Raw genomic sequence first — 15,457 nt, 5'->3', positions numbered from 1 at the left:
GATATATGATCGACTGATCGTCACGGTCAGTCCGCCCACACAATAAGAGAGCCGCGTAATGAATCTGAGCAAGGTCGATCTCAACCTTTTCATCGTCTTCGACGCGATCTACACCGAAGCCAACCTGACCCGTGCCGGGCAGATTGTGGGCATTACCCAGCCAGCGGTGTCGAACGCTCTGGCCCGGTTGCGCGAGACCTTCAACGACCCGTTGTTCGTGCGCACCGCCCAGGGCATGGTGCCCACACCCATGGCGCAGAACATCATCGGCCCGGTGCGCAACGCGCTCTCGCTGCTGCGCGTGTCGGTGCAGGAAAGCCGTATTTTCAACCCGCAGCAAGCGGTCAAGACCTATCGCATCAGCATGACCGACCTCACCGAAGCGGTGATCCTGCCGCCGCTGTTCCAGCGCCTGCGCCGCCTGGCGCCAGCGGTGATCATCGAAAGTTTCCTGTCCAAACGCCGGGAAACCACCAAGGAGCTGGCGGCCGGTCGCCTCGACTTTGCGGTGGATGCGCCGCTCAACACCGACCCGCAGGTGCGTCACGTCAAGTTGATGGAGGACCGCTACGTGTGTGCCATGCGCAAGGGGCATCCGCTGGCGGGCAAGGAGAAACTCACGCTGGATGATTACCTGGGCCTGACCCACATCCATATTTCCAGCCGCCGCAGCGGCCTCGGCTATGTCGACCTGGCGCTGGGCAAGATGGGCATCCAGCGCAAGATCGCCCTGCGCTCCCAGCATTACCTGATGGCATCACAGGTGATGCAGCAGACCGATATGGTCATGACCGTGCCGGAACGCTTTGCCCGCCGTAACGATCTGCACGCCTTTAATCTGCCGGTCAACGACGTGCCGCCGGTGGAAACCCACCTCTACTGGCACGAAAGCACCGACCAGGACCCGGCAAACCGCTGGATGCGCGAGCAGATGATCGAGTTGTGCCAGCAGGTGACGGCGCAGGAGAAAAAGCTCGAGAAGGTGTAAGGCTTGATACCGAGGTGACTTCTTCGCGAGCAAGCCCGCCCCCACAGGATCTGTGTAGGGCACAAGTATTGTGTCCACTGAAGATCCAATGTGGGAGCGGGCTTGCTCGCGAAGAGGCCCGCAAGAACACTGAAAACTCACACCCCTTGACGTAAACGTCAACCTGACATTAGCTTAGCGCCATGACCTTTTGCGAGCGCGCCCATGAGCAGCCAGACCTACAGCATTTCCGACCTCGCCCGCGAGCTCGACATCACCACCCGCGCCATTCGCTTTTATGAAGAGCAAGGCCTGCTCAGCCCCGAGCGCCGTGGCCAGGAACGCATTTACTCGCCCCGCGACAAGGTCAGCCTGAAGCTGATCCTGCGGGGCAAGCGCATCGGTTTCTCGCTGGCGGAATGCCGCGAACTGATCGAACTCTACGACCCGTCCAGCGGTAACACCAAGCAACTGCACAGCATGCTGGCGAAAATCAGCGAGCGCAGGGAGCAGCTTGAACAGCAAATGCTCGACATCGAACAGATGAAACTCGAGCTTGATACCGCTGAAGAACGCTGCGTGCAGGCGTTGGAGCAGACGCTCAAAAGCCAGGAATCGGTTCAGTAACCCGACACAATTCCCTGTGGGAGCGGGCTTGCTCGCGAAAACGGTTTGTCATTCAACACTGATGTCGACTGACCCGGCGCCTTCGCGAGCAAGCCCGCTCCCACATTAGATTCCCACTCACCATGACTACAGGTGAATCTCTTATGTCCCTCCCCACCCACGTACGCATTGTCGAAGTCGGCCCACGCGACGGCCTGCAAAATGAAGCCCAACCCATCAGTGTTACCGACAAGGTGCAACTGGTCGATGCGCTGACCGCAGCCGGGCTCGGCTATATAGAAGTCGGCAGTTTCGTTTCGCCCAAGTGGGTGCCGCAGATGGCCGGCTCCGCCGAGGTCTTCGCGCAGATCCAGCGCAAACCGGGCGTGGTCTACGGTGCGCTCGCCCCCAACCTGCGCGGCTTCGAAGATGCCCTCGCCGCCGGGGTCAAGGAAGTCGCAGTGTTCGCGGCGGCGTCCGAGGCGTTTTCCCGGCGCAACATCAATTGCTCGATCAGCGAAAGCCTGGAGCGTTTCGGGCCGATCATGGACGCCGCCAGACAACATGGCGTAACCGTGCGCGGGTATGTGTCCTGTGTGCTGGGCTGCCCCTATGAAGGTAGCGTCGCCCCGGAGCAGGTCGCCGTGGTCGCCCGCGAGTTGTATGCCATGGGCTGCTATGAGGTCTCGCTGGGGGACACCATCGGCACCGGCACCGCTGGCGCAACCCGCAGGATGTTTGAAGTGGTATCGAAAGATGTGCCCCGGGAGAAACTCGCAGGGCACTTCCACGACACCTACGGCCAGGCTGTGGCCAACATCTATGCCAGCCTGCTGGAAGGCATCTCGGTGTTCGACAGTTCCATCGCCGGTCTCGGCGGTTGCCCCTACGCCAGGGGCGCCAGCGGTAACGTCGCCACCGAAGACGTGGTTTACCTGCTCAACGGCCTGGGCATCGACAGCGGAATCGACCTCGACACCTTGATGCTCGCCGGTCAGCAGATTTGCACGGTCCTGGGTCGCCCTACCGGTTCCCGCGTGGCCAAGGCTCGCAGCGCACAGTGAGTACGCTGTGTGTGTCCGGGTGTTACCGCTGTGTCCGAAACGTGGGCGCAAGCGAGTAACACGGAAACAAATTGTAGGGTTTTGCCTGAGGCGAAAAACCCTACAATTTTCCAAGCCATTGATTTTAAAGGCTTTTAAAAAGTTGGCATGCCTCCTGCTATATCTATCGCATAACAAGAATAAAAAAATTGCGGCAAACCTAATAAAAACAAGACGTAACGACTCTGACATAACAAAAACAACACGGCAGAGACGCAGCTAACAGATTTTTTTGGAGAAGATGTGCTTTTCAGGGTGCTTTTCGGAGTTACCCGCAACCGGACAGAGAATAATAAAACTACCTTCAGGTAGCTCCCGTACTGGTTGGATCGCTCAGCGAGAAAGTAGATCAGCGCTCAAAAAAATACGTTTGCTCTTGATCCCGAATGGGGATCGCCAAAAACAGCGGTAAAGGGCAACGGTTGCCAAAAACAAAAACAGACCGACCCTCAATAATAAAAAAAGAGCACGCGCAACGAAAATTAAAGGGGAGCTTCGGCTCCCCTTTGTGCTGTCTGGCATTTGAGATCTCCAAGAGAATCACAACCTTGTAGGAGCTGGCGCAGCCTGCGATCTTTTGATCTTGACCTTCGCCAACCCTAAAAGATCGCAGCCTTCGGCAGCTCCTACCGTATCGCTTTGAGCTCCTCGATACTGATCTCGCGCATCCTGAATTTCTGGATCTTGCCGGTCACCGTCATCGGAAATTCCTCGACGAACTTGAAGTAGCGCGGCGTCTTGAAGTGCGCAATGCGCTCCTTGCACCAGGCTTGCAGCTCTTGCTCGGTGGCGCTGTGGCCGGGGTGGAACTTGATCCAGGCGACGATCTCTTCGCCGTAGCGCGAGCAAGGAATGCCAATCACCTGCACGTCGGCAACGGCCGGGTGAGTGAAGAAAAACTCTTCCAGCTCCCGTGGGTAGATGTTCTCACCGCCACGGATGATCATGTCTTTGTTGCGCCCGGCAATGCACACGTAACCCTCGTCGTTCATGCTTGCCAGGTCACCGGTGTGCATCCACCCTGCCTGATCGATGGCGTCTGCCGTGCCTTCGGGGTTGTTCCAGTAACCGAGCATCACGCTGTAACCGCGGGTGCACAGCTCGCCGATGGTGCCACGTGGCACCAGGTTGCCCGCTTCGTCGATGATCTTGCTTTCCAGTTGCGGCTGGGTGCGGCCGACGGTGGTCACGCGCAGTTCCAGATCGTCTGAAGGACCGGTCTGCAGCGACACCGGACTGGTTTCCGTCATGCCGTAGGCAATCTGCACTTCGCTCATGTGCATTTCGCTGATGACCCGGCGCATCACCTCGATAGGACAGGTCGCACCCGCCATGATCCCGGTGCGCAGGCTCGACAGGTCGAACTGGGCACGTTGCGGTTGGTCAAGCATGGCGATGAACATGGTCGGTACGCCGTACAGCGCGGTGGCTTTTTCTTCGGCCACGGCGCCGAGGGTCAGCAACGGATCGAACGCGTCGTTCGGGTAAATCATCGTACTGCCATGGGTGATGCAGCCGAGGTTACCCATGACCATGCCGAAGCAGTGATACAGCGGCACCGGGATCACCAGGCGATCCGCGGCGGTCAGGCCCAGGCTTTCGCCGACCATGTAACCGTTGTTGAGAATGTTGTAGTGACTGAGGGTCGCGCCCTTGGGAAAACCGGTGGTGCCGGAGGTGTACTGGATATTGACCGGCTGATCGAAATGCAGGCTGTCCTGGCGTTCATGCAGTTGCTCGACCGTCACGCTGCCCGCCAGATCGGCCAGTTGCGACCATGGCAGGAACCCCGACGGCGGCTGTGCATCCAGGCTGATGACGCCACGCAACTCCGGCAACCGCCCGCTCTGTAACTTGCCGATGGATCGCTCCGCCAACTCCGGCACCAGGCCTTGCAGCATCGAGTGATAGTCCGAGGACTTGAAGGCCCCGGCACATACCAGCCATTGGCAGCCGGACTGCTTCAACACGTATTCGAGTTCGGAACTGCGATACGCCGGGTTGATGTTGACCAGGATCACGCCGATTTTCGCGGTGGCAACCTGGCTGATGCACCACTGTGCACAGTTCGGCGCCCAGATGCCGAGGCGGTCCCCGGCTTGCAGCCCCAGCGCCAGCAATGCTCTGGCGTGCAGGTCCGCGGCCTCGGCCAATTGCCGCCAGGTGTAACACAGCTGCTGATGGCGCACCACCAGCGCCTCCCCGTCCGGGTACTGCGCAACCGTGTTGTCGAATGCCTGGCCGATGGTCATCGCCAGCAAGGCTTTGTCCTGGGAACCACGGGTGTAACTGCGTTGCGGGCTTGCACTGGGTTGATCCATGACGACCCCTATTGTCTTTATTTATGGGCTACCGGCGGTCCCACAGGGTAGGTCCGCGTTCTATCTTGAACTGGCTCTACTCTCGCTCAAGTTGACGTTAACGTAAAGGGTGATTGACAGCCATTCGTCACAGGCTTACGTTAACGTAAAGGTGAGAACCAAATCACGGCCCTCCCCGCCCTACAAAAAAAGCCAAAAGGTGACCCATGAGCTATCCATCCCTGAACTTTGCCCTCGGTGAAACCATCGACATGCTGCGCGATCAGGTTCAGTCCTTCGTCGCCAAAGAGATCGCCCCGCGCGCCGCTCAGATCGACATCGACAACCTGTTCCCCGCCGACCTGTGGCGCAAATTCGGCGACATGGGCCTGCTGGGCATTACCGTGCCGGAAGAGTACGGCGGTGCCGGCCTGGGTTACCTGGCCCACGTGGTGGCGATGGAAGAAATCAGCCGTGGCTCGGCCTCGGTGGCCCTGTCCTATGGCGCGCACTCCAACCTGTGCGTCAACCAGATCAACCGCAACGGCAACCACGAACAGAAAGCCAAATACCTGCCCAAGCTGATCAGCGGCGAGCACATCGGCGCCCTGGCCATGAGCGAGCCAAATGCCGGTTCCGACGTGGTGTCGATGAAACTGCGCGCCGACAAACGCGGCGACAAGTACGTGCTCAACGGCAGCAAGACCTGGATCACCAACGGTCCGGACGCCAACACCTACGTGATCTACGCCAAGACCGACCTGGAAAAGGGCCCCCACGGCATCACCGCCTTCATCGTCGAACGCGACTGGAAAGGCTTCAGCCGCAGCAACAAGTTCGACAAGCTCGGCATGCGCGGTTCGAACACCTGCGAGCTGTTCTTCGATGACGTCGAAGTGCCGGAAGAAAACATCCTCGGCGTGCTCAACGGCGGCGTGAAGGTGCTGATGAGCGGCCTCGATTACGAGCGCGTTGTACTGTCCGGCGGCCCGACCGGGATCATGCAGGCCTGCATGGACCTGATCGTGCCGTACATCCACGACCGCAAGCAGTTCGGCCAAAGCATCGGCGAATTCCAGCTGATCCAGGGCAAGGTCGCCGACATGTACACCCAGCTCAACGCCAGCCGCGCCTACCTGTACGCCGTGGCCCAGGCCTGCGAGCGCGGCGAAACCACCCGCAAGGACGCCGCCGGCGTGATCCTCTACAGCGCCGAACGCGCCACGCAAATGGCCCTCGACGCGATCCAGATTCTCGGTGGCAACGGCTACATCAATGAATTCCCGGCCGGTCGCCTGTTGCGTGACGCCAAGCTGTACGAAATCGGCGCGGGCACCAGTGAGATCCGTCGCATGCTGATCGGTCGCGAACTGTTCAACGAAACCCGCTAAACGGAGCTGTCCATGGCTACCCTGCATACCCAGCTCAACCCTCGTTCAGCGGAGTTCGCCACCAACAGCGCGGCGATGCTCAAGCAGGTCGACGCGTTGCACACCCTGCTCGCCCAAGTGGCGCAAGGTGGCGGCCCGAAGGCTCAGGAACGCCACACCTCGCGGGGCAAACTGCTGCCCCGCGAGCGCATCAACCGCCTGCTCGATCCGGGTTCGCCGTTTCTGGAGATCAGCCAACTGGCGGCGTACGAGGTGTATGGCGAAGACGTCCCCGCCGCTGGCGTGATTGCCGGGATCGGCCGTGTGGAAGGCGTCGAATGCATGATCGTCGCCAACGACGCCACGGTCAAAGGTGGCTCGTATTACCCGTTGACGGTGAAAAAACACCTGCGCGCCCAGACCATCGCCCAACAGAACCGCCTGCCGTGCATCTACCTGGTGGACTCTGGCGGCGCCAACCTGCCGCGCCAGGATGAAGTGTTCCCGGACCGCGAGCACTTCGGGCGGATCTTCTTCAACCAGGCCAACATGAGCGCCATGGGCATTCCGCAGATTGCCGTGGTCATGGGCTCCTGCACTGCTGGCGGCGCCTATGTCCCGGCGATGGCCGACGAAGCGATCATGGTCCGCGAGCAAGCGACGATCTTCCTCGCCGGTCCGCCGCTGGTGAAAGCCGCGACCGGTGAAGTGGTCAGTGCCGAAGACCTCGGCGGGGCCGATGTGCACTGCAAGATTTCCGGGGTGGCCGACCATTATGCCGAGAGCGATGAACACGCCCTGGCCCTGGCCCGCCGCAGCGTCGCCAACCTCAACTGGCGCAAGCAAGGTGAGGTTCAGCAACGCACACCCATCGCCCCGCTCTACAGCAGCGACGAGTTGTACGGCGTGGTCCCGGCCGATGCCAAGCAACCGTTCGACGTGCGCGAAGTGATTGCGCGGCTGGTGGATGGTTCGGTGTTCGACGAATTCAAGGCGCTGTTCGGGACAACCCTGGTCTGCGGTTTTGCCTACCTGCACGGTTACCCGATCGCGATCCTCGCCAACAACGGCATCCTGTTCGCTGAAGCGGCGCAGAAAGGCGCGCACTTCATCGAACTGGCTTGCCAGCGCGGCATCCCGCTGCTGTTCCTGCAGAACATCACTGGCTTCATGGTCGGCCAGAAGTACGAGGCCGGCGGCATCGCCAAGCACGGCGCGAAACTGGTGACCGCTGTGGCCTGCGCCAAGGTGCCGAAGTTCACCGTGATCATCGGCGGCAGTTTCGGCGCCGGTAACTACGGCATGTGCGGCCGCGCCTACGATCCGCGCTTCTTGTGGATGTGGCCGAATGCGCGCATCGGCGTGATGGGTGCCGAACAGGCGGCCGGCGTGCTGGTGCAGGTCAAACGCGAGCAGGCCGAACGCAGCGGCCAGGGTTTCAGCGCCGAGCAGGAAGCCGAGATCAAGCAACCGATCCTCGACCAGTACGAAGAACAGGGTCACCCCTACTATTCCAGCGCACGCCTGTGGGACGACGGTGTCATCGACCCGGCCCAGACCCGCGACGTACTGGCCCTGGCCTTGTCCGCGTCGTTGAACGCGCCAATCGAACCGAGCCGCTTCGGCGTGTTCCGGATGTGATTTTCTGTGGGAGCGGGCTTGCTCGCGAAGGATTCGCCGCGGTTCATCTGATGCACCGCGTTATCGTTCTTCGCGAGCAAGCCCGCTCCCACAAGGACCGTGGAGACGGACGAATATGAGCGACTTCAACACCCTCGAACTGCTGACCGACCCCCGTGGTTTTGCCACGCTGTGGCTCAGCCGCGAAGAAAAGAACAACGCCTTCAACGCCGAAATGATCCGCGAACTGATCCTCGCCCTCGACAAAGTCGCGAGCGATGCCAGCCTGCGGTTCCTGATCGTGCGCGGTCGCGGCAAGCATTTCAGCGCCGGCGCTGACCTGGCCTGGATGCAGCAATCGGCCGAGCTCGATTACGCCACCAACCTCGATGACGCCCGGGAACTGGCGGAGTTGATGTACAACCTGGCCAAACTGAAAATTCCGACCCTGGCGGTGGTACAAGGCGCAGCCTTTGGTGGCGCGCTGGGCCTGATCAGTTGCTGCGACATGGCCATCGGTGCCGATGACGCGCAGTTCTGCCTGTCGGAAGTGCGCATCGGCCTGGCGCCGGCGGTGATCAGCCCGTTCGTGGTGCAAGCCATTGGCGAGCGCGCGACCCGTCGCTATGCCTTGACCGCCGAGCGCTTCGGCGGGCAACGGGCCCGGGAAATCGGCTTGTTGTCAGAGAGCTATGCAAGTGCCGAGCTGGAACAGAAAGTCGAGCAGTGGATCGACAACCTGCTGCTCAACAGTCCGGCCGCAATGCGCGCCAGCAAGGACCTGTTGCGTGAAGTCGGCGACGGCTCACTGACCCCGGCGTTGCGCCGCTACACCGAAAACGCCATCGCCCGCATCCGCGTCAGCCCCGAAGGCCAGGAAGGCCTGCGCGCCTTCCTGCAAAAACGTCCGCCGAGCTGGCAAGCCGAAACCACCAAGGAGCCCCGTTGATGAGCGCACCTGTCCTCACCACCCTGCTGGTGGCCAACCGTGGCGAAATCGCTTGCCGGGTAATGCGTACCGCCAAGGCCCTGGGCCTGACTACCGTGGCCGTGCACAGCGCAACCGACCGTGACGCCCGGCACAGCCGCGAAGCCGACATTCGGGTCGACCTGGGTGGCAGCAAAGCCGCCGACAGTTATCTGCAGATCGACAAACTGATCGCCGCCGCCAAGGCCAGCGGTGCCCAGGCGATTCACCCCGGCTACGGTTTTTTGTCGGAGAACGCCGGGTTCGCCCGCGCCATCGAAAACGCCGGCCTGATATTCCTCGGCCCGCCCGCCTCGGCCATCGACGCCATGGGCAGCAAGTCTGCCGCCAAAGCCTTGATGGAAACCGCTGGCGTGCCACTGGTGCCCGGTTATCACGGTGAAGCCCAGGACCTGGAAACCTTCCGCGCCGCCTGCGAGCGCATCGGCTACCCGGTGCTGCTCAAGGCCACCGCGGGTGGCGGTGGCAAAGGCATGAAAGTGGTCGAGGACGTCAGCCAACTGGCCGAAGCCCTGGCCTCGGCCCAGCGTGAGGCGCAATCGTCGTTCGGCGATTCGCGGATGCTGGTGGAGAAATACCTGCTCAAGCCGCGTCACGTGGAAATACAGGTGTTCGCCGACCAGCACGGCCACTGCCTGTACCTCAACGAACGTGACTGCTCGATTCAGCGCCGCCACCAGAAAGTCGTCGAAGAAGCCCCGGCGCCAGGCCTGAGCCCGGAGTTGCGCCGGGCCATGGGTGAAGCCGCCGTGCGTTCGGCGCAAGCCATCGGTTATGTCGGTGCCGGCACCGTGGAGTTTTTGCTGGATGCGCGCGGCGAGTTCTTCTTCATGGAGATGAACACCCGCCTGCAAGTCGAACACCCGGTCACCGAAGCCATCACCGGCCTCGATCTGGTGGCCTGGCAGATTCGCGTGGCACGGGGCGAAGCCTTGCCGATGACTCAGGATCAGGTGCCGCTGGTGGGCCACGCGATCGAAGTGCGGCTGTATGCCGAAGACCCCGGCAATGATTTCCTGCCGGCGACCGGTCGCCTGGAACTGTATCGCGAATCAGCCCAGGGGCCGGGGCGCCGAGTGGACAGCGGTGTTGAAGAAGGCGACGAGATCTCGCCGTTCTACGACCCGATGCTCGGCAAGTTGATTGCCTGGGGCGAAGACCGTGAACAGGCACGTTTGCGCCTGCTTGGCATGCTCGATGAATTCGCCATCGGCGGGCTGAAGACCAACATCAATTTCCTGCGGCGCATCATCGGTCACCCGGCATTTGCTGCTGCCGAACTGGATACCGGCTTCATTCCGCGCTATCAGGAGCAGTTGCTGCCGGCCCCTGCGGAACTCAGCGACGATTTCTGGCAGGCCGCCGCCCAGGCGTTTGCCCAGAGCCAGCCGCCTGCCACCCGCGCCGACGACCCGAGTTCGCCATGGGCGGCGGGTAACGGCCTGCGGGCTGGTTTGCCGCGAGAAATCACCCTTCACCTGAGCTGTGAAGGCCAGGACCGGGCCCTGACGCTGGGCGACATCAATGCCCACAACGCTCTGCTCAAGGGCGAGCATCTGCTGACCGAGCAGGCGGGTGTGCGACGTCAACACCGCGCAATACGCCGTGGCGAACAGGTGTATTTGCAGTGGGATGGCGAATTGCGTCGCATCGAGGCTTACGACCCGATCAGCGCCGTCGAGGCCAGCCACAGCCATCAGGGCGGGCTGACCGCCCCCATGAACGGCAGCATCGTCCGTGTCTTGGTGGAGGCCGGGCAATCGGTCGAGGCCGGGGCGCAACTGGTGGTACTGGAAGCGATGAAGATGGAGCACAGCATCCGCGCGCCCCACGCCGGGGTGATCAAGGCGCTGTATTGCCAGGAAGGCGAAATGGTCAGCGAAGGCAGTGCACTGGTCGAACTGGAAGAAGCATGAAATGAAGATCGGTCCTACGCACCGCGAGGACCGATCTGATCAGAACCTGGCTGTTGCCTGAACCACTACGCCGATGATTCGACATTCTTCGGTGTACAAGGCTTTCGGATACGTCGGATTGAGCGGGACCAGATAACGCTGCCCGCCCTCTTCGATGAGCTTGCGGAACGTGGCTTCGGTGCTGTCCGGCCACTGGGCAATGACCAGTTTGCCAGGCTCGGCTTCCACGGCCGGGTCCACCAGGATCAGCATGCCTTCCGGGATGCTCATGCCATTGGGTGCGGTCATCGCATCGCCTGCCACTCTCAACCAGAATGCCGGCCCCCGGGCGTGGTAATCGGACAGTTCAAAGTGTCCTTTTCCGTACGCCGGGACCTCGCCGTCGCGCACTACGGCAGGTTCTCGCCAGTCACTGACCGGGTAGCGAAAGTACGGATTGTACTTCTGTGTCAGGGGAATTTCGTCGTCCGTTGACGCCTGCGGCTCCCGGATCACCAGCGCCACCTCGAGAAACTCAAGGCCCAGCGCCCGCAGCACACGGTTCATGTCGTCGATGCCGGGTTCACGACGTTTATTGAGCCAGTGGCCGATACCGCCCTGGGACATCCCGAGGCGCTCGGCGAGTATCTCTTGAGTGATTTTGAGTTCACTCATCTTGGCCTTGACCAATTCAATCCATTTATCCATGTGCGGCACGATACGTGGGCGACTCCAGCCATCAAAACACAAAATGTAGTATTTAAATTGTCGTCACAAATACAGTTCGTATTAGGATCGATCCACGGATCTGAATCTAACACGGAGCTTGCCATCGCCATGAACCAACCCACCAATGACCGCCCGGACATGCAAATCGACAATACCTTCACCTCGCCCCTGGACTCTGCGGCGGCACAACGCGCGCTGGACTATTACTTGAAACCAGCTATTTCGGAGGAAGTGACCGAGCCGCGCTTTTTTGATGTGAATCGCAATATCAGCGGCGAAGAGGCGCTGGTCCATGCCCTGGACCTGTTGCGCTGTGCTGCCGCCACCGCGTACGAGTCCGCCAGTCACCTGCAAGGCGCAAGCCGCGACCTGGCGTTTTCGACGGTGCACATGATCGACATGGCCAAGGCGATGGTCGATCGATCGCTGGAGAAGTATGAAAACGGTTGAGGCGAGAAGGCGAATCGAGAGGACAGGAAAGAATTTTCCTGTCGCGCAGGTGAAAACGCTTGACCTGTAAACGAGAATGATTATTATTGCATCAACTGATCGCGAGATCAGTCGATGGACCAGGTGACCTTAGGTCGGTCTCCTGGACTATCTCCTCATCAGGCTAATCACGGTTTTTGACCCGGCTTTTTGCCGGGTCTTTTTTTTTGCCAGTTTCCCCTGGCTTTGGCTTCAGGCTAATGAAGTCTTTGGGTACCGCAAATTCGATGGCGCGGATGATATCAAAAGAATTCCAGTTGGCAAGAAAAGCCCGGCATCATTGGTTCAAACCAGCGACAGATAGCACTTGAGAATCAGTCGCACAGTCTCTAAGCTGCGGCGGCGTCAAGGAGGACGCCCCCACCCTCACACCCCGCAATTCCCCTCGGTTTCACCCCACTCTTGCGTGTAAAGTAGCCACCATAAAAATCATATTCAGGACCCGATTATGGCCGTGGCTAAATCCTCTTTCGACATCAGTGCCAACTTCGACAGCGGCAACATCCAGGTGATCGACGTCAGCGATCCACTCAGGCCCCTGCTGGCGATCCGCCCCGATACCAAAAGCAACCATTTCCAATGGTTCCACTTCAAGGCCAGCGGCCTGCATGTCGGCCAGGAGCACTGGTTTCGCCTGAACAATGCCAGCCAATCCTCCTACAACAAGGCCTGGACCGGCTATCAGGCGGTGGCGTCCTACGATCACGTCAACTGGTTCCGCATACCCACCATCTTCGAAGGCGACTGCCTGCGCTTCAGCCTCGAAGCCGAGCAGACCCATGCCTGGTTCGCCTACTTCGAACCCTACAGCCGTGGTCGCCACGACTGGCTGATCGAGCAGGCGCTGACCAAGGCCGGTACCGAACTGCTGGCCACCGGCAAGAGTGTCGAAGGTCGCGACATCCAGTTACTGCGCAAAGGCACCGGCGCCGAAGGCCAGCGCAAAGTGTGGATCATCGCCCAGCAACATCCGGGCGAACACATGGCCGAGTGGTTCATGGAAGGCGTGATTGAACGCCTGGAAAAGCACGACGATCCGGTGCTGAACAAGCTGCTGGCCAGCGCCGACCTGTACCTGGTGCCAAACATGAACCCGGATGGTGCTTTCCACGGTCACCTGCGCACCAACGCCATGGGCCAGGACCTGAACCGCGCCTGGCAGAACGCCAGCCAGGAAATCAGCCCGGAAGTCTTTTTCGTACAGCAGCAGATGGAAAAGTATGGCGTCGATATGTTCCTCGACGTGCACGGTGACGAGGAAATCCCTCACGTGTTCACCGCCGCTTGCGAAGGCAATCCGGGTTACACACCCCGGATCGAAAAACTCGAAGAACACTTCCGCAACCATTTGAAGCACACCACCAAGGACTTCCAGACCAGGCACGGCTACATCCGCGACGAACCGGGCCAGGCCAACATGACACTGGCCTGCAACAGTGTGGGGCAGAAGTACGACTGCCTGTCATTGACCCTGGAAATGCCGTTCAAGGACCACGACGATCATCCGAATCCGTTGACGGGCTGGTCGGGCAAGCGCTCGAAGCAGCTGGGCAAGGATGTACTCACCACCATTGCGGATATGGTCGACACCTTGCGTTGATTGCCCTTTAAGATGAAAAGATCGCAGCCTGCGGCAGCTCCTACATTGGAATGCGTTTCCCTGTAGGAGCTGCCGCAGGCTGCGATCTTTTTTTCCCGGCTATTATCCTCGATCCTTGCCCCGCAACATGCTGTCCAGCACCTCATCACGACGCACCCAGCCGTGAAACAGCGCGGCCGCCAGATGCAGCAACACCGTCAGAAACAACAGATACGCCAGATACCCATGGGCCTTGCGCAAGAACGCAAACACCTGTGCATTGGCCGGCACAATCGATGGCAGCTGCAACGAGCTGCTGAGCATCACCGGCTCGCCCGATGCCGAAATCATCGCCCAGCCCAGCAGCGGCAAGATCAGCATCAACGCATACAACAAGACATGCGAAGCCTTGGCCGCGAGTACTTGCACACCCGGCAGATCCGCCGGCAATGGTGGTTGCGTGGTGGAGAAGCGCACCACCAGCCGCACGATCACCAGCAGCAAGATCGCGACGCCCAGGGGTTTGTGCAGATGAATCAGCCATTCATGCCGCTCGGAGACCGAGGCAACCATGCCCGCGCCGATAAACAGCATGGCGATAATCATCAGCGCCATCAGCCAGTGCAGCAGACGTGCCAATGGAGCGAAGTGGTTGGATTGAGTGCTCATTGCTGGGCCTCCTGTTTGGCGGCGGGCAACTGGCTGACTTCGCTGGTGCGACGCAGGTAGGAATTGGCGTAACCGGCTGAGCGAGCGGCGAGCAATGGGTCGTCGGACCCTTCGATGCCAGCGGGCAATACCAATGGGTCGTAGTTAATGTCTCGGCATTCGCCATTGAGTTGCGGCTGGGTTTTTTCCAGCACCAGGGTACCCGCGTTCAGCACCTTGCGCCCTTCGGGCCAGGCTTTGCTCGCATCGTTCACTGGATCGCCGGGATTGGCCAGGATGATGTTCAACTGCCAACGCAACGGCCCTGCGGCTATACGCTGAACCAGGTCTTTCTCCAGAAAATCGGCCCCCTCCGGCGCCGCTGCACCCGGCGCATCTTGATCCACCGGCACCATGCTCCAGCGCACGGCCTGGCGTTGTCCGGCGGCGCTCACCAGATAAAACGCGTTGACGCTGTTATAGGTCTCCGTGACGTAACTGGCTGACGGCTTGGCAGTCTTGATCCAGGCCAGGAACGGTGCAGCTTCCGGATGCGCACCGAAAAACGCCGGAACCGCGGTCGGGTTCGGCTTGCCGGTAGTCGGGTCCGGTGACTGCGCCTGCTGCAATTGATAGAACGCCTCGGGCGTGCCAACCGGGAATACCGGCATGCTGTTCATCCCCGTGCGCCACTGCTGGCCGTTGGCCTGAGTGAAGCGCAAGGCCATGCTGCGGATCGGCACGGCACTGTCCGGTGCATAGGGGTTGCCGGCCGGCAAGGCAAAACGCCCGACCACCGGCGTCCGCGCTTCGTTGAACACCTGGGCGGTGGAATAGCTGCGCGCCTCACCGCTGCTCTCGAAATGCCCGATCACGCACACGCCTTTGGAATGGTTGCGACGGAAACCCGGATGCACGCCATTGTTGGTTTCCAGCACGTTGATCAGTTTCTTCGGGGTCAGGCGCTGTGGGTCGAAGGTGCCGTTGACGTAGGCAAATGCCCCAGCCACGGCGGCAACGACCACGGCAATGCCGGCCAGACGCAACGTCAGGCTCGCCGCACTCAAGGGTGGCCGGGTTGGCGGTGATGATCGATCTACCATGAAAGACTCCAGGGCCATCGGCCACAAATGAGAAGAATCAAGCAGACGAACCCCGCGCAG

13 protein-coding genes are annotated in these 15,457 nt (G+C 60.6%); 9 read left to right on the top strand and 4 right to left on the bottom strand.

Annotated elements, in window-relative coordinates; translation table 11 throughout:
- The first annotated feature begins 58 nt into the window (after nucleotides 1-58).
- The 3 genes from ASD95_RS09490 to ASD95_RS09480 all read left to right on the top strand — a co-directional run bounded on the left by ASD95_RS09490 (nucleotide 59) and on the right by ASD95_RS09480 (nucleotide 2,637).
- The gene (locus ASD95_RS09490) at nucleotides 59-988 is read left to right on the top strand and encodes a LysR family transcriptional regulator (RefSeq protein ID WP_056724073.1); all 930 of its coding nucleotides are present in this window, start codon (nucleotides 59-61) and stop codon (nucleotides 986-988) included.
- A 204-nt stretch (nucleotides 989-1,192) separates the two neighbouring features.
- Complete coding sequence (locus ASD95_RS09485; RefSeq protein ID WP_046037804.1) at nucleotides 1,193-1,594, top strand: MerR family transcriptional regulator; 402 nt, start codon at nucleotides 1,193-1,195, stop codon at nucleotides 1,592-1,594.
- Nucleotides 1,595-1,737: 143 nt separating this feature from the next.
- Nucleotides 1,738-2,637 (top strand): hydroxymethylglutaryl-CoA lyase, encoded by a 900-nt coding sequence (locus ASD95_RS09480; RefSeq protein WP_056724072.1) that lies wholly within the window; start codon nucleotides 1,738-1,740, stop codon nucleotides 2,635-2,637.
- 665 nt (nucleotides 2,638-3,302) lie between these two features.
- On the opposite strand, the gene ASD95_RS09475 is transcribed toward ASD95_RS09480, so the two are convergent.
- Nucleotides 3,303-4,997, bottom strand: coding sequence for an AMP-binding protein (locus ASD95_RS09475; protein WP_056724070.1), 1,695 nt, complete (start codon nucleotides 4,995-4,997; stop codon nucleotides 3,303-3,305).
- A 206-nt stretch (nucleotides 4,998-5,203) separates the two neighbouring features.
- On the opposite strand from ASD95_RS09475, the gene ASD95_RS09470 reads away from it, so the two are divergent.
- From ASD95_RS09470 to ASD95_RS09455, 4 genes are all read left to right on the top strand, one after another.
- Nucleotides 5,204-6,367 (top strand): isovaleryl-CoA dehydrogenase, encoded by a 1,164-nt coding sequence (locus tag ASD95_RS09470; RefSeq protein WP_056724068.1) that lies wholly within the window; start codon nucleotides 5,204-5,206, stop codon nucleotides 6,365-6,367.
- Nucleotides 6,368-6,379: 12 nt separating this feature from the next.
- A complete protein-coding gene (locus ASD95_RS09465; RefSeq protein ID WP_056724065.1) occupies nucleotides 6,380-7,987 on the top strand; it encodes a carboxyl transferase domain-containing protein in 1,608 nt (535 codons plus the stop codon).
- Nucleotides 7,988-8,102: 115 nt separating this feature from the next.
- A complete protein-coding gene (locus tag ASD95_RS09460) occupies nucleotides 8,103-8,915 on the top strand; it encodes a gamma-carboxygeranoyl-CoA hydratase (RefSeq protein ID WP_056724063.1) in 813 nt (270 codons plus the stop codon).
- The gene (locus tag ASD95_RS09455) at nucleotides 8,915-10,870 is read left to right on the top strand and encodes an acetyl/propionyl/methylcrotonyl-CoA carboxylase subunit alpha (protein ID WP_056724061.1); all 1,956 of its coding nucleotides are present in this window, start codon (nucleotides 8,915-8,917) and stop codon (nucleotides 10,868-10,870) included. The genes ASD95_RS09460 and ASD95_RS09455 overlap by 1 nt, the downstream gene beginning before the upstream one ends.
- 39 nt (nucleotides 10,871-10,909) lie before the next feature.
- Here ASD95_RS09455 and ASD95_RS09450 read toward each other — a convergent pair whose 3' ends face one another.
- The gene (locus tag ASD95_RS09450; protein WP_056724059.1) at nucleotides 10,910-11,557 is read right to left on the bottom strand and encodes a LexA family protein; all 648 of its coding nucleotides are present in this window, start codon (nucleotides 11,555-11,557) and stop codon (nucleotides 10,910-10,912) included.
- Between the two features lie 129 nt (nucleotides 11,558-11,686).
- Between ASD95_RS09450 and ASD95_RS09445 the strand changes: the two genes are divergently transcribed.
- Together ASD95_RS09445 and ASD95_RS09440 are read left to right on the top strand one after the other, a co-directional pair.
- Entirely contained in the window at nucleotides 11,687-12,028 is a 342-nt protein-coding gene (locus ASD95_RS09445; protein ID WP_056724057.1) for a DUF6124 family protein, read from the top strand.
- Nucleotides 12,029-12,515: 487 nt separating this feature from the next.
- Nucleotides 12,516-13,667, top strand: coding sequence for a M14 family metallopeptidase (locus tag ASD95_RS09440; protein WP_056724055.1), 1,152 nt, complete (start codon nucleotides 12,516-12,518; stop codon nucleotides 13,665-13,667).
- Between the two features lie 102 nt (nucleotides 13,668-13,769).
- Here ASD95_RS09440 and ASD95_RS09435 read toward each other — a convergent pair whose 3' ends face one another.
- Both ASD95_RS09435 and ASD95_RS09430 read right to left on the bottom strand, forming a co-directional pair.
- Nucleotides 13,770-14,315, bottom strand: a complete 546-nt coding sequence (locus tag ASD95_RS09435) for a cytochrome b (RefSeq protein WP_056724053.1) — start codon at nucleotides 14,313-14,315, stop codon at nucleotides 13,770-13,772.
- Entirely contained in the window at nucleotides 14,312-15,397 is a 1,086-nt protein-coding gene (locus tag ASD95_RS09430) for a catalase family peroxidase (protein ID WP_056724051.1), read from the bottom strand. Before ASD95_RS09430 ends, ASD95_RS09435 begins: the two co-directional genes overlap by 4 nt.
- Nucleotides 15,398-15,457 lie beyond the last annotated feature (60 nt).

Origin of the sequence: Pseudomonas sp. Root71 (genome assembly GCF_001429045.1) — a bacterium.
Classification (GTDB): Bacteria; Pseudomonadota; Gammaproteobacteria; order Pseudomonadales; family Pseudomonadaceae; genus Aquipseudomonas; species Aquipseudomonas monachiensis.
The sequence above is the reverse complement of the archived record's forward strand: the minus strand, read 5'-3'. Positions and strand labels throughout refer to the sequence as shown.